The following is a 17,623-nucleotide window of genomic DNA, read 5'->3' as shown; positions in this document are numbered from 1 at the left end:
ATGCAAAGAAGGGAAGCAATAAAACAAGGTTTTAGCTTAGTGGGTCTTTTGGCGGCTAGCGGATTTGCTTATTGTGAATTTGCTGCTGCTGAACCAACACTCAAACTCCGTCCACCAGCAGCAAGAGATGAAAATGAATTTTTAGCTCGCTGTATTCGTTGCGGATTGTGTGTAGAGGCGTGTCCGTTTGATACGCTGAAATTAGCACAGTTTAAAGACGGCGGAATTGGGCTAGGAACGCCATTTTTTAAGCCGCGTGAAATTCCTTGCTTTATGTGTACCGATATTCCGTGTGCAGTTAAATGCCCTACTGGAGCTTTGGACGTAGAAGCTGTTAGTAGCGATGGAAAACTTGATATCAATAAAGCTAGAATGGGTATGGCAGTTGTAGATGATAAAGCTTGTATAGCTTATTTTGGTCTTAGATGTGACGCCTGTTATAGAAATTGTCCACTTATAGATAAAGCGTTAAAACTTGAGTATAAACACAATGAAAGAACAGGAAAACACGCATTATTACTTCCTATAGTAGATACTGATGTATGTACTGGATGTGGTAAATGTGAGCAGTCTTGTATAACCAAGAAGGCTTCTATCACGGTTGTTCCTAGAGAAATTCTAAAAGGCGAAATGAACGATAATTACGTAAAAGGCTGGGATCAAAGTGATGAAAATAGGATCAAAGATAACGATACTAAAATAAAGCTAGATGGCAAGAAAAGTCTAAAATACCTAAATGGAGATGAGCTATGAAATTTACTATTTTAAGACGATTAGTTCAGCTTAGCATTATCTTGCTTTTTATTGCTGGTAATATTTTTGGAATTAAGATTTTACAGGGAAATTTAAGCAGTTCTTTACTGTTTGATACTATAAATTTAAGCGATCCTTTTGCTGTATTGCAAGTAGCTTTAGCTAGTTTTAGCGTATCTTCAGTAGCAATTACTGGAGCGATAATTGTTTTTGCATTTTATGCGCTTATTGCTCCGCGTGCATTTTGTGGTTGGGTTTGTCCTGTAAATATCCTTACGGATTTTGGGGCTTTTTTAAGAACAAAATTGAAAATAGGTAAAAATATCTTAAATATAAGTCAAAATTTAAGATATTATTTGCTGGCTTTAAGCCTTATATTTAGTTTGATTTTTGGTATAGCAGCTTTTGAAAGCTTAAGTTTTGTTAATGCATTTAACAGAAGTCTATTTTATCTAAGTTATAGTGTGATCAGCGTAGGCGTTATTATCATTATAATTGAAACTTTTGTAGGCAAAAGACTCATTTGTTCTCATATCTGTCCGCTTGGAGCGTTTTATGCGATTACCAGTAAATTTAGTCTGATTCGTGTTAAATACGACTTAAATAAATGCAGTAAATGCTACAGATGTAAAGCAGTTTGCCCCGAAGAGAGAGTTTTGGATCTAGTTGGAGTAAAAGATGGTATTATTGGCAGCGAGTGTATAAGCTGCGGCAAGTGTATTGAAGCTTGCAATGATGATGCGATTAATTTTAGTATATTAAAATTTGGAGATAATAAATGAAAACTATTATACTTTGTTTGGCTGCAGGATTATTTATAAGCGCTTGTAGTTTGGCTAATCCTGCCGATAAAAATAAAAGCCCTGTTTCTGATACTGAAATAGGTCTTAGAAACGTTGATTTAAACGATGAAAATAACGTTGCAAATCCTGATATAAAATGGTTAGGAGATGCCCCGGGAACTAATAAAACATTTGATAGAAGTTTCGAAAATGCACCTCCGCTTATTTCTCATAGTCTTGATGGATTGGTTCCTATTACTATCGAGAGCAATAGTTGCCTTAGCTGTCACGTTCCAGAAGTAGCAAAAGACGCTGGAACTATACCGGTTCCAAAGAGTCACCTTGTTGTTTTAAGAACCGGAAAAGATCTAAACGGACAAGTTAGTGATGAGAGATTTAACTGTACTCAATGTCACGTACCTCAAGCAGATGTTAAACCTCTTAAGAAAAACAATTTCAAAGCCGACTTTAGATATAAAGATAGCAATGAAAGCTCAAACTTACTAGATATTTTAAATCAAGGTATCTAAGAATGCCAGACCTTTCTAAAAGGACAATATTTAGTAAAATTTTGGGTCAAAAGAGATCCAATGTAATACCGCCGCCATATTTTGGCGGCAAATTTGATTGTAATGAATGTGATGGAAAATGTACATTTGTTTGCGAACGAGAGTTGCTAAATTTAGAAAACGGTGTCGTAAAATTTGATGCTTCAAATATAGGCTGTAATTTCTGTGAAAAGTGTGCTATAGAGTGTCCGAATGAGGTTTTAAATTTAGAAAATGGTGCGTTTATTAATGCCAATACTGTGATTGATGTGAATTTATGTATATCTTGGAATGGTGTAATTTGCTCAAGTTGTCAAGATGTTTGCGGATTTAGGGCTATTGATTTTTTTGGTATGTTGCGCCCTGTTATCAACGACAAATGCACTAACTGCGGTGAATGTATAAGCAGCTGTTTTAAGAGTGCGATTTCGATGAATTCAAAGGATTGTTTATGAAATTTTTTGTAGTGTTATTTAGCTTTTTTGTAGTTTTGTTTGCCGATTCAAAGCTGGATTTAGATGCAAATGTCGTGGGACTTAAACTAGATCAAAATAGACTTTTTATAGGATTGGATAGTGGCGAACTATATGATTATAATCTAGAAGATAAAAGTTTAGTAAAGCTACTGGAATTACCAAAAATTTCAACCACAACTCAAGAAAATATCGGTTCTAGAATTAGCAGTATAGATAATTTTAAAAATAAAATTGCTTTTATATACGAGACGGATAATAAACTAAAAAGAGTTGGTATTTTTGATGGAGAACTTACTTCGTTTGATGTAGAAGAAGGAATGAAACAACTATTTTTTATAGATGAGAATTTGGTTTTATTAGTTAGTCTTAGTAGCGAAATTTATTATCTTGATTTAAATTCTAAAAAGATTACTTTAAAAGCAAAACTTAGCTACTCATCTTGGATTGCCGATTCTGTTTATTTGTCAAATAAATCATGCCTTGTTTCTGTTAGCGAGGGCGGAGTTGTATATTATTTTGACGTAAAAAGTAAAAAAGTGATTAAAGATCTGCCTATACAAAAAGATATTTTATATAGCGTTGGAGCAGTAGGGGATAAATTTGTAGCTGGATCTGCTGAAAATTTGGCTTATTATTTTGACGGTTTTAAACCTCATATATTCAAAACGGATAATAAGCATGTTTTTAGAGTCGGTTTGAGCGATGAGTTTGGTGCTTATTATACGGAAGACGGCATAGAGATATTTTCTGCTAACGGTAAGAAGATAAAACATATTGATTATGACAAAGATCAGATAAATTATTTGCTATTTTGGAATAATACTTTAATAAGTGCTAGTTATGATAATATAATTTATTTTTGGAGTATAAAATGAATATCTCAAGTGTTGTTGTGAATGTAATAGATCCTGGCTTTGTGAGCGACGTTATAAGCTCTATATCTGACATATATGGTTGCGAAGTTGTTACTCAAAGTGAAAATAAAATAGTTGTAGTGATAGAATCTCAAACATTTGATGATGAGATAAAATCATATAAAAGCATAGAGGCTATAAATGGCATTTCTACTGTGGCTATGATATATAGTTATCAAAATTTAGACGAAGACATAGAAAAATCGAATAATAACCATATAGGAGAAATAGTAAGAAAAATAGATGAAAGCGATGTTGATGATATAGTTTATAGCGGAAATCCAACCGTTTGATTTAACTTATGCTATTTTTCTTTATAAGTGAGATACTTTTATAGTATTTTGCCTATATTTTTTCCAAATTTTAGTGTATCGTCGGCTTTTACGTTATATTCTATACTATTTTTTTCACTTATCATCACAATAGTTGATCCTAGTTCAAAATTTCCTATATGATCTCCTTTTTTTAAATTTAAATTTGAATATTCATAATATACGGCTTTGGCTTCTATATTTGTATTTATTCGCGGTTCAAAATCAAATTTCATTTTACCGACATTCCAAGCCCCTATAAATACTAGCCAAATCTGTTTTTCATTGTTTAATTTAGCTTTTAGTATCACTCTCTCATTTTTGCAATATAGATTATCAACTTTTTCTAGCCAATTTTTTGCTACGCTAAAAAGCTTTCCTGGAATATAGTGCAAACTCATAATATCCAAATCACACGGAGAATGATAATGGTGATAATCCTTAGGAGATAAGTATATATTTATATACTCAAACTGTGACTCTAATTCACCTTTTTTAAGGCTTTTACCAAGAAGCTCATTAATACTATAAGAGTAGTTTTTTATACTATAAGCTGTTTGCTTATCTCCTTTTTTGCACTCAAGGCATATTCCGTCACTAGGGCTTATAAATCCATCTTCTAGCTTTCTTTGTTTATTTAAAGTACGTGTAAATAGCTCATTTAAGCTGTTATATTTATCTGCACTTTTAAATTCTTCCATATTTATATTAAATTTTTTTATATACCAACTATTTATTAAATTTTGAATAGTTTTTGGAAATTTATAGTGAGCTACAAGTCCGAAATAATTTGAAAATTTATTGTAATTCATTTTTTATCCTCTTTTAAATTTATATATACTATTTCGCTTTTACTTAAAATTCTTACTGGAGGACCCCAAAAGCCGATTCCGCTACTTACTAAAAGTTGCATTTTTTTACTTAATTTGTATAGTCCGTAAACGTATTTTTGATCAAGCCATACAAGTAAAGAAAATGGAAAAATCTGCCCAGCGTGAGTGTGTCCGCAGATAACTAAATCAACTTCTTGCTTAAGATAATTCAGAGATTTTGGTTGATGAGTTAGTAAAATAGTCGGTAAATTTGGATCTAAATTTGAAAGCGCTTTATCAAAATTCGGTTCAAAAATACCCATTTTAAGCCCTTGTATATCATAAACTCCGGCTAAATTTATACCTCCAAAACTTACGTTTTCATTTTCTAAAATTTTTAAATTTAAATTTTTAAATTTATTTAAAAGAGAACTTATACCATGATAATACTCATGATTTCCAACAACAAAAAATGTTCCGAATCGTGATTTTAGTTCATTTAAAGGATCTAAAAAGTCTCCTAAGCTCTCAGCGTTTAAATCTACTAAATCACCGACTATAAAAATAGCGTCGGGTGAGAGCGTGTTTATTCTATCAACTGTTTTTTGCAAAAAATCTTTTTGCAAAAATTGACCTATATGAACATCGGTAATTACTACGATATTTAATGGATTTGCAAGATTTTTTAGATAAATTTCTCTAGTTGTTATGTAAGTATTAAAGTTGGCGTTAAACAATCCTTTGAAAAAATATGTAAAAAAACCTATAAGAACGCTGATATCAAGTATAAATTTAATAGCCCTTCTTCTTCCTTTGCTAAATTTAGTTACTCCAAAAAGCAACGTATCATAAGGCAAAATTATACAAAATAGCATAAAACTTATACCAACGCTGATAATCGATATTTTATATAATATACCGCTCAGTTCGCCATTTTTTAAACTTATAAAAAATAGCAGTTCAAAAATAAATAATAACACAAAAAAAGCAGCTAAAATATTTTTAAATTTAGATAAAAGTAAGTTTTGTTTAAGCTTTTTATAGCAGTAAAAATTAATAGCTAAAAATATAGATATAGATACGATACTAAATAAATACGGGTTCAAAAACTACCTCTTTTTCGTAGTATAAAAATTATGTATGAGACGCAAAAACAGATGATTCCGGGTATTACCCAGCCAAGACCGATATCGTAAAACGGTATATTTTTAAATATATTTACTATGACAGGCAGCTTAATTCCTATTTGTTCTAAGGAGTAAGCAAGGCTTATTATCAATGTTAGATATACACAAGAGCGATATATCAGCTTTGAAGAGTTTATAATATTATTTATAAGAGCCAATAGTATCAATACTATAGATACCGGATAGAATGTAGTTAAAATAGGTATGCTATAATTTAATATATCATTTAAGCCTATGTTTGCCATACAAAAACTAGCAAAACTCCAGATGAATACCCAAAATTTATAACTAAGCTTAGGAACTATAGAGCTAAAATATTCGCTTGCTGAGCCTATAAGCCCCACTGTAGTGGTAAGACAAGCTAATAAAAATATAGATCCTAATATAAACTTTCCATAAAAACCAAATAGATAATGTGTTACTAAAGATAGTACGTTTGCACCGTTTACCGCTTCAGGAAATCTGCTAGCGCTACTAGCTCCTATATAAGATAGTATTATATATATACTCATTAATATAACTCCAGCTAAAATACCAGAGCTAATAACCGAGTTTGCAAGTCGTTTATTATCTTTTATACCGATACTTTTCATAGCTTGTATAACTACGATACCAAAAACAAGAGCCGCCATAGCATCCATAGTTTGATATCCGTCTAAAAATCCACTAGACATAGGGCTGATTGCGTATTTTCCACTTGCTTCGCCAAGTTCGCCTAAAGGATTTATAATACTAGCCATAAAAAGAGCAAAGATAAGCACAAGCATAATAGGAGCAAGCCATTTTCCTATAGTATCTATCATAGTGCTTTTGTTGATGCAGATTATATAATTTATGATGAAATAAACTGCGGTATATACAAAAAGTAGACTATCTCCAAAAGACGGCGAAAGACTAACTTCATAAGGCATATTTGCAGCTCTAGGAATTGCTAAAAGTGGACCTATAATTATATAGACAGATATAGTAAAAATTGGCGCAAATAGTCTATCTACACGTTTTACTAGTACATCTAACGTACCGCTTTTTGCTACAGCCGCTATACCAAGTACCGGCAAAGCAACAGCAGTGAGGCAAAAAAATGCTATAGCTTCATATAAATTTTCTCCGGCTTCTTTTCCTACCATTGGTGGAAAAATGAAGTTTCCAGCTCCAAAAAACATGGAAAACAGCATCAAAGATATGATAAGAAAATCACTTTTTAATAGATTCTTTTTCAAATTTATACTTAATTTATAACTGAGTTAATTTTATGGTATAAAGATAGTATCTCATCTCTTTTTGTTATAAAGCTATTTTTATTTGCAATAAGATGAGCAGAGCTTTCCATGATGATATCGGCGACTTTTAGTCCATTTTGCTTCATAGTTGTTCCTGTCTCGACGATATCTACTATAGCGTCACTTAGTCCCACTATTGGAGCTAATTCTATAGATCCGTATAGTTTTATTATTTTTGCTGCAACTGCCTTGCTCGCGAAATAATTTTTTGTGATATTTGGCATTTTAGTTGCTATTTTAAGTTCTGGTTTTGTGTAATCTAGCGTATCGCTATTTTTTATACCTATGCAGACTTTGCATTTTCCAAGTTTTAAATTTAAAAGCCTCAAAACATCACAATTATGCTCTTCTAAGACGTCAAGCCCAACTACTCCTATATCTGCAGCACCTTCTGTAACATATGTAGGAATATCTTGATTTCTTACCATTAAAAATTCAAAATTATCTTTTATCATAGTTAATTTTCTATCTTCAAATTTAAACTCGTCATTAAAAATTTTACTAAAAATATTTAATGTTTCATCGGCAATTCTGCCTTTTGGTAAAGCTACTGTAAGCAAAATATCTCCTTATTTTCATTTATGGCTTTTTCCATACCTCTAAAAACTAAAGCCCTATCATAAATAGAGTTTTTAAAAAATCTCGATAAAAACTCTCCGTCTCCGCCCGTAAAATATATAGGTTTTTCGTTTGAAAGCTGTTCTACTAGTAAGATTATCGGTTTTATAACTCCATAGCTAATGGCGTCATTTGTTTTTTGCGGTAGACACTCAAGATCTATTTGTGAGTTTAGCGTTTGATTCAATCTAGAAGAGATTGTCTTCAAGCTATTTAAAGTAGTAGTTATACCGGGCATTATAAATCCTCCTAGATGAAATCCGTTTGACATTACATCCATAGTTATAGCACTTCCCGCGTCTACTACTAGTCCCGTATCTATACTATAGCAAGCCGCTGCTCTATCTACTCCAAGCCCTATATACGTTGTGTTGAAATTTATCTGTTTTTGTATATCTATAAACATAGGATTTCTTAATTTATCAGATAAACTATCATTTACATTTATATAATACACCGTCTCTTTTGGCTGCCAAGCTCTAAACTCGTCTATTTTGTAGCTCCATATTTTTCTATTTTGATAGAAAGCAGCGGTTGTATTTCCTATATCACATAAAAGCATAAAATTTCCAATCCGTGGCGTTCTTTATCACTTTAGAACAGATCTGAGATCTATAAAGTAGGATCAATTTTTTGATGTTGGTATCAAATTTAGTCTCCACAAGCTTAGTTATATTAACTAGCTCGTCAAGCTCTTTTTTTATAAATTTACTTTTGGCTTCACGCATAAAAACAAGAGTATATAGACTATTTTTATCGATTCCTATAAATAGTTTATATGTACGTTTTTTACTAAACTCACCAAAATCCAGCGTTTTTAAATTTTTTAATAAAATTTTATTTTGGCTAAAAATTTCAGATATTTTATTATCCATATTTATTTAAATTTGATCTAGTTTTAAAACTTTATTATCGTAATAAAATGCATCTTTTCCGGCAAAACTTTTATCTTCGATTTCGTTGTTTAGCTCTATTATTTTGCTATTATTTAAATTTAGATCCGTTTTGATCAAATATCCTGTTTTTTCAAAAATGTAAAGATAATCCCCTTTTGGGATTACGTTTGAAAATATCGCAAATTTAAACTCTTTTTTATTTATAGGTTGAAGATCTAAGTCTGTTATCTCGATATTTCCATCTTTTAACAATATATATATTTTATTTTGATATGCTATTACGTCTTTTATCTGACCGTTGTAGTATTTCGTTCCGTTTGGGCTTATCATAATTAATTTTGTAGCCGTTGCCGCAAACATTTTGTCGTTTAAAACATCTAAAAATATTACATTATTAAAAAACGGATCACTACTCACTACGGCGTCTCTTATTATTCTTGCGTTTTGTTTATCGACTATCATAATTTTTCCATCTAGCGTCGGATATATTATAAGACTAGTAAGAAATACAGGATTGGCTGTTCTTGAGTCTTGGGCGAATGAGTCGCCTGTTCTATACTCAAGCATTGTAGTATCGCTGTTTATGTCTATTAAATATATAGTATTTTCAGAGCTAAGAGCTGCTAGATATCCGTCTTTTAGTGATGCAGATACAACTGTTCCTTGAAATTTTTTTGTATAGATAACGTCTTTACCTTCAATTATTTTCAAATTTCCGTCTAAATTTGCAACTATCAGTTTGCCGTTAAATTCACCTATAAAGTTATCTTTTTTATCTAAATTTAGACCGGGTATAATACTATTTTTTGATATTACATCGCCATTTTTTAATGTAGCTCCGCTTTTTGTCGTATAATTTATAGATGAGCTTAAAGTTTCATTATAGCTAATTTTTCCAGCAATATCTGTAGGCTCAAAATACTCTCTTTTTGTACTACAACCAGCTAATATCAGCACGGCAAAAATAGAAGCTATGATAGTTATATTTTTCATATTTATTTTCCTTGATAGTGTTCTAGATTCTTAGCCACAGGCTCTAATGGCGAATTTGACGGTATTTTTGAAAACTCTATTTTAGCTTCTGGCAGTTTGTTTTCTGCTAACAGCTCATATCCTTTTACAAGCGAATTGTAAGTAGATAAAAGTCCATCACCGCTCTCTCCTTTTGCATTTTGTAAAATTTGTTTTAAAAGCGGATCGATAGTTAGATTTGTTGCTTCATCTAATATCTTAGTGTTATTTGAGTCATAAGCTGTTTTTATAGCATAAAGAGCAAATAAAGATGGATTTTTTTGCATTAAGGTTTGTTTTGCTTCTTTATCGTTTGGATTTGATAAAAGAGCCGCATAAGCTTGGTTTGATTCTGTTATGTTGCTTGATTTTATTTGATCTAAAACCGCATAAGCTATTAACGCTGCTACTGCTACTGCAACTATCGCTATAATTATTTTTTTATTTTTTTTTATGAATCTTTCGCTTCTTATCGCATTTTCTAAAAATTGCTCTTGCGAACTTATCTCTGTTTTTATATAATTTAAATCGTCTTTGATAGCCAAAATAGTATCCTTAACATAAAATTTTGGTAATTCTAGCATAAATTTTCTTAAAAATATAAAACAGGAAGCTATATTATTTGTAAATTTATAAATTGAGCATAATTTTAAACTTCGTAGGTAACTTGCTTATTCAAAATTGAGTTAATTTTGATAATTTATTACTAAAAACCAATGAAAATGTGTTATAATTTTATAAAAAATCAAAAATGGAGTTGTATTCTATGCAAATTGATGACAAAATGCTTGAGAAACTTGAGAAATTAAGCGCACTAAAAATACCAGATCAAAATCGCGAAGAGTTTAAATCTCAGCTCGGAAAGATTGTTGATTTTGTTGATATATTAAATGAGTTAGACTTAGATGGCATAGAAGCTACCGTAAGCACCATAGGAGGCGGAACTCCGTTTAGAGAAGATATTTCAAAAGAAGGTAGCGTTATAGACGGTATTTTGACCCATGCTCCGAAAAAACAAAATAGATATTTTGAAGTACCAAAAATAATAGAGTAAAATATGAATATTGAAACTCTTTTAAAAACTGTGATGCATAACAAGGCGAGCGATCTACATTTAGTCGGTAGAAGTGAGCCTCAAATCAGAATTGATGGTAGCTTAAGACCGCTTGAAGGTAAAGTTTTAGATGGAAGCGATATAGAAAATTTATGCTACACTATTTTAACTGATGCGCAAAAAAGCGAATTGGAAGAGAACAAGGATTTAGATTTTGCTCTAGAATTACCAGGAATAGGGCGTTTTAGAGGTAATTGCTACTATACTATGAACGGAAGCTTAGCGGCTGCTTTTAGAATGATACCTCTAAATATACCAAGTCTTGATGATCTTAATGCTCCGGCTATTTTTAAAGAGTTGGTAAAAAAAGAAAAAGGTCTTGTTCTTGTTACTGGAGGAACGGGAGCTGGAAAATCGACGACTTTAGCGGCTTTGCTAAATGAGATAAATATTACTGAGCGAAAACATATAATCACCATAGAAGATCCTATAGAATTTGTTCATCAAAATAAGAATTCTCTATTCTCTCATAGAAACGTAGGCACCGATACTAAATCGTTTGCTAGGGCTTTGAAATACGCTCTTAGAGAAGATCCGGATATAATATTAGTAGGTGATTTAAGAGATCCGGAGACCATATCTATAGCTATAGCGGCCGCAGAAACAGGACACTTGGTATTTGGTACTTTGCACACAAACTCAGCCGTACAAACAATAAATAGAATAGTCGATAGTTTTAATGAGACAGAGCAGGCTCAAGTAAGAAATATGCTTAGCGTATCTCTAAATGCTATTATATCTCAAACTCTTGTGCCAAAAGCAGATAACGGCAGATTTGCCGTTCATGAAGTTTTGATAAATAATCATGCAATTTCAAATTTGATCAGAGAAAATAAATCTCATCAAATTTACTCTCAAATACAATTAAATCAACAAAATACAGGTATGCAAACACAAACTCAAGCGATGGAAAAGGCGGTGCAAATGGGTATTATAACAAAAGAAAACGCTATAAGATATTCAACAAATCAGCAAGAATTAGCTGGAAAGTTAGGTGCAATTTAATGAATTTTGTAACTTGGTTTGATATTATTGTTATAGCCCTTGTGGTTATATTAGGTATAAAAGGTATAATAAACGGACTTGTAAAAGAGGTTTTTGGACTTATAGGACTTATAGGTGGAGTTATTATAGCAAGCAGAAATGCTCAAAGCGTAGGAGATCTTATAAGCAGCAATATTTATCAATTAAACGATTCTTCTTCATTTTTCTTTGGATTTTTAGTAACTTTAATTCTATTTTGGTTTGTATGCTTGATAGCTGGAAATATATTTTCAAAGATGTTGTCTCTAAGCGGACTTGGGTTTTTAGATAGAATATTAGGATTTTTTATAGGAAGCGCTAAAATATTTTTAGTTTTTGCTATATTTTGCGCTATTATATCAAATATAAGTGTATTAAGCCAAAAAATTGAGCCGTATTTTGAAAATAGCAAGGTTTATCCGGTTCTTTTGGCTAGTGGAAAGTTTATAATGAATATAGATTTAAATAGAACAAAACAAGATGCAATAGACAAATTTGATAATGAGCCTATGAGTGTTGATAGTAATGAGACAAATAGTACAAAGGAGGATAGATAGCTAATGACAAATGTTGATAATATCGAATACGACACGCTTCTTGATCGCTTCAAGAAGGTTTTAAGAGATAATGGTCTAAAATATACAAAGCAAAGAGAGATTTTATTGAAAACTCTTTATAATAATAGTGATCACTTTACACCAGAGCAACTTTATCTTTATATAAAAGATAGTCATCCTGATTTAAATTTAGGTATCGCTACTGTTTATCGTAGTCTAAATTTATTAGAAGAATCCGGAATGGTGACTTCAATTAGTTTTGGGGCTCAAGGTAAGAAATTTGAGTTAGCGACAAAACCGCACCATGATCATATGATATGCAGAACTTGCGGAAATATAATCGAATTTGAGGATCCGATTATAGAAAAAAGACAATCTATTATATCAAAAGAACACGGATTTAAGCTCACTGGTCATATGATGCAGCTTTATGGAGTATGCCAAGAGTGCAACAAGAAAAAGAATTGAGGTAAGATACGTGATATTTGAAAATGAATTAGAATTAACAAGGTTAGCTAAAGCAGATGAGCTTAGAAGCTTAGGAGTAAATCCATATCCTCACTTTTTAAAACGCGATATGAGTATTAGCGAGTTTAAAACCAAATTTGCCTATATCAAAGATTTAAATGGCGATGAAAAAAAAGCAGATGAAGAAGTAACTATTTCAGGGCGTTTGAAACTAAAAAGGGTGGCCGGAAAATCTACTTTTGCAAATATGGAAGATGAAAATGATAATATTCAAATTTACTACTCTTTAGACAGTATAGGCGAAGAAGATTATACTAAATTTAAAAAAAATCTGGAAGTCGGAGATATAGTATTAGTCACCGGATACGCGTTTATAACAAAAACCGGTGAGTTTAGTATCCATGCAAGTAAAATAGTATTAGCTAGTAAAGCTATCAGTCCTCTTCCAGAGAAGTTTCACGGTCTTACCGATATCGAGATGAGATATCGTCAAAGATATCTTGATATGATAATGGATAAAGATGTTAGAGCCGATTTCGTAAAACGCTCACTTATAATAAGCACTATTCGAAGATTTTTTGAAGATAAAGGCTTTTTGGAAGTTGAAACTCCTATGATGCATCCGATAGCTGGCGGGGCAAACGCAAAGCCGTTTATCACTCACCATAACGCACTAGATGTGGATAGGTATTTGAAAATCGCTCCGGAGTTATATCTAAAAAGACTTATTGTAGGTGGTATGGAAGCCGTGTTTGAGATGAATAGATGTTTCAGAAATGAAGGAATGGACCTTACTCATAATCCGGAATTTACAAGCATTGAGTTTTACTGGGCATGGCATAATTATTTTGAAGCAATGGATTTAACTGAAGAGTTATTTGCTGTTTTATTAGATAGATTAAATTTACCACAAGTTATCGAATTTGATGGTAAAAGTATTGATTTTTCTAAGCCTTTTGCTAGAGTAAAATACATAGACGCCATAGTTGAAATCGGTGGTATTAGCAGAGATATAGTTACTAATAAAGATAAAATTTTATCAAAATTAAAAGCAGATAAATTTGAAGCGAATGATAAGCTGGATCTTGGTCATTTACAAGCTGAACTTTTTGATAATTATGTTGAAGATAAGCTAATAAATCCAACATTTATAGTGGATTTTCCTATATCTATAAGCCCGCTTTCAAGAAGAAGTGATGCAGATAAAAATGTAGCCGAAAGATTTGAGCTGTTCATCGCAGGTCGTGAGTTGGCAAATGCATTTAATGAGTTAAATGATCCAGTTGATCAGTATGAGAGATTTAAATCCCAAATAGAAGCAAAAAATGCAGGAGATGATGAGGCGCATGAGATGGATGAAGATTATTGTCAAGCATTAGGCTATGGTATGTCTCCAACCGTAGGATGGGGACTTGGCGTTGATAGGTTAGTAATGCTGCTTCTAAATAAAAAGTCTATACGAGATGTTATACTTTTTCCTGCTATGAAACCACTAAAAACCGAAAATAAGGAGAATAAAAAATGAGTTTGGAAAGTTTTGATAAGGATATTTACTCTTTAGTAAATAAAGAGTTAGAAAGACAGTGCGATCATTTAGAGATGATAGCTAGCGAAAATTTTACATATCCTGATGTTATGGAAGTTATGGGCTCGGTACTCACAAATAAATATGCTGAGGGATACCCTAGCAAAAGATATTATGGTGGTTGTGAGTTTGTAGATGAGATAGAACAAATAGCAATTGATAGATGTAAAAAGCTTTTTGGTTGCGAGTTTGCAAACGTTCAGCCAAATAGCGGAAGTCAGGCAAATCAAGGCGTTTATGGAGCGTTTTTGAAACCTGGTGATAAAATACTTGGTATGGATCTAAGCCATGGTGGACACCTTACTCACGGTTCTAAAGTTTCAAGCTCTGGAAAAAACTATGAGAGCTTTTTCTACGGTGTTGAGCTTGATGGACGTATAAATTATAATAAAGTAGAAGAGATAGCAAATATAACTAAACCTAAAATGATAGTTTGCGGTGCTAGTGCTTATGCTAGAGAGATTGATTTTAAGAAATTTAGAGAGATAGCCGATAGCGTTGGAGCATATTTATTTGCCGATGTTGCTCATATAGCAGGTCTTGTAGTAGCAGGAGAACATAACAATCCATTTCCTCACTGTCACGTTGTAAGTTCAACTACTCATAAAACATTAAGAGGTCCAAGAGGCGGTATCATCATGACAAATGATGAGGAATTTGCTAAAAAAATAAATAGTTCTATATTTCCGGGAATTCAAGGCGGGCCGCTTATGCACGTGATTGCTGGAAAAGCAGTTGGATTTAAGCATAATCTTAGTGACGAGTGGAAAGTTTATGCTAAGCAAGTAAAGACAAACGCTAAAAAACTCGGAGAAGTCTTAATAAACAGAGGGTATGATCTAGTAAGCGGCGGAACAGACAATCACCTTGTTCTAGTAAGTTTTTTAAATAAAGAATTTAGTGGAAAAGATGCAGATATCGCTTTAGGTAACGCAGGAATAACAGTAAATAAAAATACGGTTCCGGGCGAAACTAGAAGTCCGTTTATAACAAGTGGTATAAGAGTAGGTAGCCCGGCACTTACTGCAAGAGGCATGAAAGAGAGTGAATTTGAGCTTATAGCAAACCGTATAGCAGATGTTTTAGATGATATAGATAATTCTTCAAAACAAGAGAAGATAAAAGCAGAACTAAAAGAGCTTGCTCACCAGTTTATTATTTATGACAAGGCGATGTTCTAATGCAGAGTATAGATTTAACTTTAATTAAAATGATAACAGATCACTATTATATAAAACGTGATGCTATTTTAAATAAGATTGAATATAAAGGTAGGCATTTTTTTGATAAATTTGAAAGAATAGACGAGCCTCTTAATTATAATGTACAAAAAGAGCATGAAGAACGTAAGATAATAGCTGCTCATTCATTAATTAGTAAAAATGATAAGATAGAAAATATAGTTTTTGATTATAATGGTAGAACTCCAGAGCGTTTTTGGCATAAGGCACAACTTATGCTTAGAGAAGAGGGTTTTATAAATTTTACAGCGTATGAAAGTAAGACTCCGGGCCATCTTCATCTGTATGTTCATAAAGGTCACACCACTTTAAGCGAAGGATATCAGATAGCAAATAGATTATCTGTTATGTTGGCTCAAAAGTTGCCTCAAGAATGGAGAATGTTTCCTAGTCTTGATTTGCCTCGCGAGTTTAATATTTTAGCGTTGCCTTATGCTCTATATCAAAAAGAGCGTGGAGCTAGCTGGTCAAAGCATATGTAAGGAGAAAGATATGGAAGAGAACAACAAAGGTCTGCAAGATATATTGCTAGATAAAAATGAAGATGATAAATCTAGTAAAATAAGAAAAATTTTAATCAGTGTTGCTGGACTGGTAATACTGTTTGTAATAGTTCTTATAGTCATGAAATTGTTAAATGGTGGCAGTCCTAGTACAGATACTAAAGAAGAGAGTTTAGCTCTTCCAGCAGAACCGGAGCTTAGAGTAGAAACAAATCAGCCGGCTACTACTCCAAATAACGAAATTTTTGAACAAGTCCCTATAATTTCAGACACTAATTCTAAGGATAATTTTGAAAATATAGTAAATGAGTATAAAAATAATCAAGCCGCTATGAATAATAACCAGACAGTTGCCGTTCCTTTAAAAGCACCTGAATCTGTAGTTCCTGCTAAAGATAATACTCCAAAAGCCGAAACAAATAAAAATATAACTCCAAAGGTACCGACTCAGAAAAAAGCCGAGCCTTCAGCTAAACCAGCTCAAAAAGCAGCTGTTACTAAACCGGCTAAAACAGGAAATTTGGCTAGTGGAAACTATATACAAGTAGCGTCTCTTTCTAAGGTAAATTCAAATGATCCGTTTATAAAAAAGATCAAAGAAAATGGATTTGATTATCATGCGTATGAAACAACCGTAAATGGAAAAAATGTGGTAAAAATCTTAATAGGACCATATAATGGAGCAGAGCTAAATACAAATATGGAAAAAATCAGAAAAAATATATCAAGCGGTGCGTTTTTATTTAAGGTGCAGTAGTGAAGTATTTTGCTGTTTTTGGAAATCCTATAAATCATTCTATATCTCCACGCCTACATAACCTTGCTTTACAAGGTTATGGGCTGGCTGGATTTTATGGCAGAGTTCATTTAGAAGATGGACTTGAGTTAATAAATACATTTAATAAACTTGAATTGAGTGGAGCAAATGTCACGGTTCCATTTAAAGAGATTGTTCTAAATCAGTGTGACGAAATAGATGAAACTGCTAAAAGTATAGGTTCGTTAAATACGCTTGTAAAAAGAAACGGTAAAATATTTGGATATAATACGGATGCACCCGGATTTATGCTTGCTATAAGTGAGTTTAAAGATATCGAAAGTGCGTTGATTTTGGGGGCTGGCGGAACGGCTAGAGCTATTTGTTATATTCTTCAAAAAAACGGTATAGATGTAGAAATATTAAATAGAAGCAGCAGCAGAGCACAGAGTTTCAAAGATTGCAGTTTTTTTACACATCAAGACTATAAGCCTAAAGGCTACACTTTAGTTGTTAATACAACTTCCGCGGGACTTGCGGACGACCATTTGCCGGCTAATAGAGATATTTTAAAACAAGTGTTAGATAGTTCTAAATTTGCATTTGATGTTATTTATAGTAAAAATACTCCTTTTTTAAATTTAGCAAAGTCGTGTTCTCTCACTTGCAAAGATGGAAAAGATATGCTGCTTTTTCAGGCTATCTTATCGTTTAATATTTTTTATGAAAATAAATTTGAAAATGAAAAAATTAGATCTTTTATGCAAGAAGCTTTGTTTTTCTAAAT

The 17,623-nt window shown here is 32.3% G+C and carries 23 protein-coding genes; 15 read left to right on the top strand and 8 right to left on the bottom strand.

What is annotated here, in order from left to right; translation table 11 throughout:
* From napG to RVY88_RS01010, 6 genes are read left to right on the top strand one after another with little or no spacing between them, the layout of a single operon-like run.
* Positions 1-753: a ferredoxin-type protein NapG gene (gene napG / locus RVY88_RS01035; protein WP_002849813.1), complete on the top strand. Its 753-nt coding sequence runs from the start codon at positions 1-3 to the stop codon at positions 751-753.
* Entirely contained in the window at positions 750-1,535 is a 786-nt protein-coding gene (napH, locus tag RVY88_RS01030; protein WP_002849812.1) for a quinol dehydrogenase ferredoxin subunit NapH, read from the top strand. Before napG ends, napH begins: the two co-directional genes overlap by 4 nt.
* Positions 1,532-2,065 carry a nitrate reductase cytochrome c-type subunit gene (locus tag RVY88_RS01025; RefSeq protein WP_002849811.1) on the top strand — a complete coding sequence of 178 codons (534 nt, stop codon included), beginning with the start codon at positions 1,532-1,534 and terminating at the stop codon, positions 2,063-2,065. Before napH ends, RVY88_RS01025 begins: the two co-directional genes overlap by 4 nt.
* A 2-nt stretch (positions 2,066-2,067) precedes the next feature.
* Entirely contained in the window at positions 2,068-2,538 is a 471-nt protein-coding gene (locus RVY88_RS01020) for a 4Fe-4S binding protein (protein WP_002849810.1), read from the top strand.
* Positions 2,535-3,434 (top strand): hypothetical protein, encoded by a 900-nt coding sequence (locus tag RVY88_RS01015; protein WP_162167292.1) that lies wholly within the window; start codon positions 2,535-2,537, stop codon positions 3,432-3,434. The genes RVY88_RS01020 and RVY88_RS01015 overlap by 4 nt, the downstream gene beginning before the upstream one ends.
* Positions 3,431-3,766: a chaperone NapD gene (locus RVY88_RS01010; protein ID WP_002849808.1), complete on the top strand. Its 336-nt coding sequence runs from the start codon at positions 3,431-3,433 to the stop codon at positions 3,764-3,766. Before RVY88_RS01015 ends, RVY88_RS01010 begins: the two co-directional genes overlap by 4 nt.
* 38 nt (positions 3,767-3,804) lie before the next feature.
* Here RVY88_RS01010 and RVY88_RS01005 read toward each other — a convergent pair whose 3' ends face one another.
* From RVY88_RS01005 to RVY88_RS00970, 8 genes are read right to left on the bottom strand one after another with little or no spacing between them, the layout of a single operon-like run.
* Positions 3,805-4,596, bottom strand: a complete 792-nt coding sequence (locus RVY88_RS01005) for a phosphatidylserine decarboxylase (RefSeq protein WP_011732099.1) — start codon at positions 4,594-4,596, stop codon at positions 3,805-3,807.
* Positions 4,593-5,702 carry a metallophosphoesterase gene (locus tag RVY88_RS01000; protein WP_011732098.1) on the bottom strand — a complete coding sequence of 370 codons (1,110 nt, stop codon included), beginning with the start codon at positions 5,700-5,702 and terminating at the stop codon, positions 4,593-4,595. The genes RVY88_RS01005 and RVY88_RS01000 overlap by 4 nt, the downstream gene beginning before the upstream one ends.
* Positions 5,699-7,003 (bottom strand): branched-chain amino acid transport system II carrier protein, encoded by a 1,305-nt coding sequence (gene brnQ, locus RVY88_RS00995; RefSeq protein ID WP_162167291.1) that lies wholly within the window; start codon positions 7,001-7,003, stop codon positions 5,699-5,701. Before brnQ ends, RVY88_RS01000 begins: the two co-directional genes overlap by 4 nt.
* An 8-nt stretch (positions 7,004-7,011) precedes the next feature.
* A complete protein-coding gene (gene hisG, locus RVY88_RS00990) occupies positions 7,012-7,623 on the bottom strand; it encodes an ATP phosphoribosyltransferase (RefSeq protein WP_010400265.1) in 612 nt (203 codons plus the stop codon).
* Entirely contained in the window at positions 7,611-8,243 is a 633-nt protein-coding gene (locus RVY88_RS00985; RefSeq protein WP_162167290.1) for a type III pantothenate kinase, read from the bottom strand. Before RVY88_RS00985 ends, hisG begins: the two co-directional genes overlap by 13 nt.
* Positions 8,230-8,556: a hypothetical protein gene (locus RVY88_RS00980; RefSeq protein ID WP_002849781.1), complete on the bottom strand. Its 327-nt coding sequence runs from the start codon at positions 8,554-8,556 to the stop codon at positions 8,230-8,232. Before RVY88_RS00980 ends, RVY88_RS00985 begins: the two co-directional genes overlap by 14 nt.
* A 6-nt stretch (positions 8,557-8,562) precedes the next feature.
* Positions 8,563-9,570, bottom strand: coding sequence for a hypothetical protein (locus RVY88_RS00975; protein ID WP_002849780.1), 1,008 nt, complete (start codon positions 9,568-9,570; stop codon positions 8,563-8,565).
* Between the two features lie 2 nt (positions 9,571-9,572).
* Entirely contained in the window at positions 9,573-10,172 is a 600-nt protein-coding gene (locus RVY88_RS00970) for a hypothetical protein (RefSeq protein ID WP_225893264.1), read from the bottom strand.
* Between the two features lie 182 nt (positions 10,173-10,354).
* On the opposite strand from RVY88_RS00970, the gene gatC reads away from it, so the two are divergent.
* The 9 genes from gatC to RVY88_RS00925 are packed head-to-tail and all read left to right on the top strand — an operon-like array spanning position 10,355 to position 17,621.
* Positions 10,355-10,642, top strand: coding sequence for an Asp-tRNA(Asn)/Glu-tRNA(Gln) amidotransferase subunit GatC (gene gatC, locus RVY88_RS00965; protein WP_002849777.1), 288 nt, complete (start codon positions 10,355-10,357; stop codon positions 10,640-10,642).
* Positions 10,643-10,645: 3 nt separating this feature from the next.
* Entirely contained in the window at positions 10,646-11,707 is a 1,062-nt protein-coding gene (locus tag RVY88_RS00960) for a type IV pilus twitching motility protein PilT (protein ID WP_002849776.1), read from the top strand.
* A complete protein-coding gene (locus RVY88_RS00955) occupies positions 11,707-12,282 on the top strand; it encodes a CvpA family protein (RefSeq protein WP_002849774.1) in 576 nt (191 codons plus the stop codon). Before RVY88_RS00960 ends, RVY88_RS00955 begins: the two co-directional genes overlap by 1 nt.
* Positions 12,283-12,285: 3 nt before the next feature.
* Positions 12,286-12,750: a Fur family transcriptional regulator gene (locus tag RVY88_RS00950; protein WP_002849768.1), complete on the top strand. Its 465-nt coding sequence runs from the start codon at positions 12,286-12,288 to the stop codon at positions 12,748-12,750.
* A gap of 13 nt (positions 12,751-12,763) precedes the next feature.
* The gene (lysS, locus tag RVY88_RS00945) at positions 12,764-14,275 is read left to right on the top strand and encodes a lysine--tRNA ligase (RefSeq protein ID WP_238389021.1); all 1,512 of its coding nucleotides are present in this window, start codon (positions 12,764-12,766) and stop codon (positions 14,273-14,275) included.
* A complete protein-coding gene (locus tag RVY88_RS00940; RefSeq protein WP_002849766.1) occupies positions 14,272-15,516 on the top strand; it encodes a serine hydroxymethyltransferase in 1,245 nt (414 codons plus the stop codon). The genes lysS and RVY88_RS00940 overlap by 4 nt, the downstream gene beginning before the upstream one ends.
* On the top strand, positions 15,516-16,058 hold the full coding sequence (locus tag RVY88_RS00935; RefSeq protein ID WP_002849765.1) for a DUF1882 domain-containing protein: 543 nt from the start codon (positions 15,516-15,518) through the stop codon (positions 16,056-16,058). The genes RVY88_RS00940 and RVY88_RS00935 overlap by 1 nt, the downstream gene beginning before the upstream one ends.
* A 10-nt stretch (positions 16,059-16,068) precedes the next feature.
* Positions 16,069-16,836 (top strand): SPOR domain-containing protein, encoded by a 768-nt coding sequence (locus RVY88_RS00930; RefSeq protein WP_162167289.1) that lies wholly within the window; start codon positions 16,069-16,071, stop codon positions 16,834-16,836.
* Positions 16,836-17,621 carry a shikimate dehydrogenase gene (locus tag RVY88_RS00925; RefSeq protein ID WP_162167288.1) on the top strand — a complete coding sequence of 262 codons (786 nt, stop codon included), beginning with the start codon at positions 16,836-16,838 and terminating at the stop codon, positions 17,619-17,621. The genes RVY88_RS00930 and RVY88_RS00925 overlap by 1 nt, the downstream gene beginning before the upstream one ends.
* Positions 17,622-17,623 lie beyond the last annotated feature (2 nt).

It is taken from the genome of Campylobacter sp. TJR-1 (genome assembly GCF_032840035.1).
In the GTDB taxonomy this organism is placed as follows: Bacteria; Campylobacterota; Campylobacteria; order Campylobacterales; family Campylobacteraceae; genus Campylobacter; species Campylobacter fetus.
The sequence above is the reverse complement of the archived record's forward strand: the minus strand, read 5'-3'. Positions and strand labels throughout refer to the sequence as shown.

What these genes read in the sequence shown, in the direction of transcription:
- RVY88_RS01020 (WP_002849810.1), top strand. Translation starts at nt 2,068, where the DNA reads ATGCCAGACCTTTCTAAAAGGACAATATTTAGTAAAATTTTGGGTCAA.
- RVY88_RS00950 (WP_002849768.1), top strand. Translation starts at nt 12,286, where the DNA reads ATGACAAATGTTGATAATATCGAATACGACACGCTTCTTGATCGCTTC.
- RVY88_RS00955 (WP_002849774.1), top strand. Translation starts at nt 11,707, where the DNA reads ATGAATTTTGTAACTTGGTTTGATATTATTGTTATAGCCCTTGTGGTT.
- RVY88_RS01005 (WP_011732099.1), bottom strand. Translation starts at nt 4,596, where the DNA reads ATGAATTACAATAAATTTTCAAATTATTTCGGACTTGTAGCTCACTAT.
- RVY88_RS01010 (WP_002849808.1), top strand. Translation starts at nt 3,431, where the DNA reads ATGAATATCTCAAGTGTTGTTGTGAATGTAATAGATCCTGGCTTTGTG.
- RVY88_RS00985 (WP_162167290.1), bottom strand. Translation starts at nt 8,243, where the DNA reads ATGCTTTTATGTGATATAGGAAATACAACCGCTGCTTTCTATCAAAAT.
- gatC (WP_002849777.1), top strand. Translation starts at nt 10,355, where the DNA reads ATGCAAATTGATGACAAAATGCTTGAGAAACTTGAGAAATTAAGCGCA.
- RVY88_RS01015 (WP_162167292.1), top strand. Translation starts at nt 2,535, where the DNA reads ATGAAATTTTTTGTAGTGTTATTTAGCTTTTTTGTAGTTTTGTTTGCC.
- RVY88_RS00940 (WP_002849766.1), top strand. Translation starts at nt 14,272, where the DNA reads ATGAGTTTGGAAAGTTTTGATAAGGATATTTACTCTTTAGTAAATAAA.
- napG (WP_002849813.1), top strand. Translation starts at nt 1, where the DNA reads ATGCAAAGAAGGGAAGCAATAAAACAAGGTTTTAGCTTAGTGGGTCTT.
- RVY88_RS00935 (WP_002849765.1), top strand. Translation starts at nt 15,516, where the DNA reads ATGCAGAGTATAGATTTAACTTTAATTAAAATGATAACAGATCACTAT.
- RVY88_RS00960 (WP_002849776.1), top strand. Translation starts at nt 10,646, where the DNA reads ATGAATATTGAAACTCTTTTAAAAACTGTGATGCATAACAAGGCGAGC.
- RVY88_RS00975 (WP_002849780.1), bottom strand. Translation starts at nt 9,570, where the DNA reads ATGAAAAATATAACTATCATAGCTTCTATTTTTGCCGTGCTGATATTA.
- napH (WP_002849812.1), top strand. Translation starts at nt 750, where the DNA reads ATGAAATTTACTATTTTAAGACGATTAGTTCAGCTTAGCATTATCTTG.
- RVY88_RS01025 (WP_002849811.1), top strand. Translation starts at nt 1,532, where the DNA reads ATGAAAACTATTATACTTTGTTTGGCTGCAGGATTATTTATAAGCGCT.
- RVY88_RS00980 (WP_002849781.1), bottom strand. Translation starts at nt 8,556, where the DNA reads ATGGATAATAAAATATCTGAAATTTTTAGCCAAAATAAAATTTTATTA.
- RVY88_RS00970 (WP_225893264.1), bottom strand. Translation starts at nt 10,172, where the DNA reads ATGCTAGAATTACCAAAATTTTATGTTAAGGATACTATTTTGGCTATC.
- RVY88_RS00930 (WP_162167289.1), top strand. Translation starts at nt 16,069, where the DNA reads ATGGAAGAGAACAACAAAGGTCTGCAAGATATATTGCTAGATAAAAAT.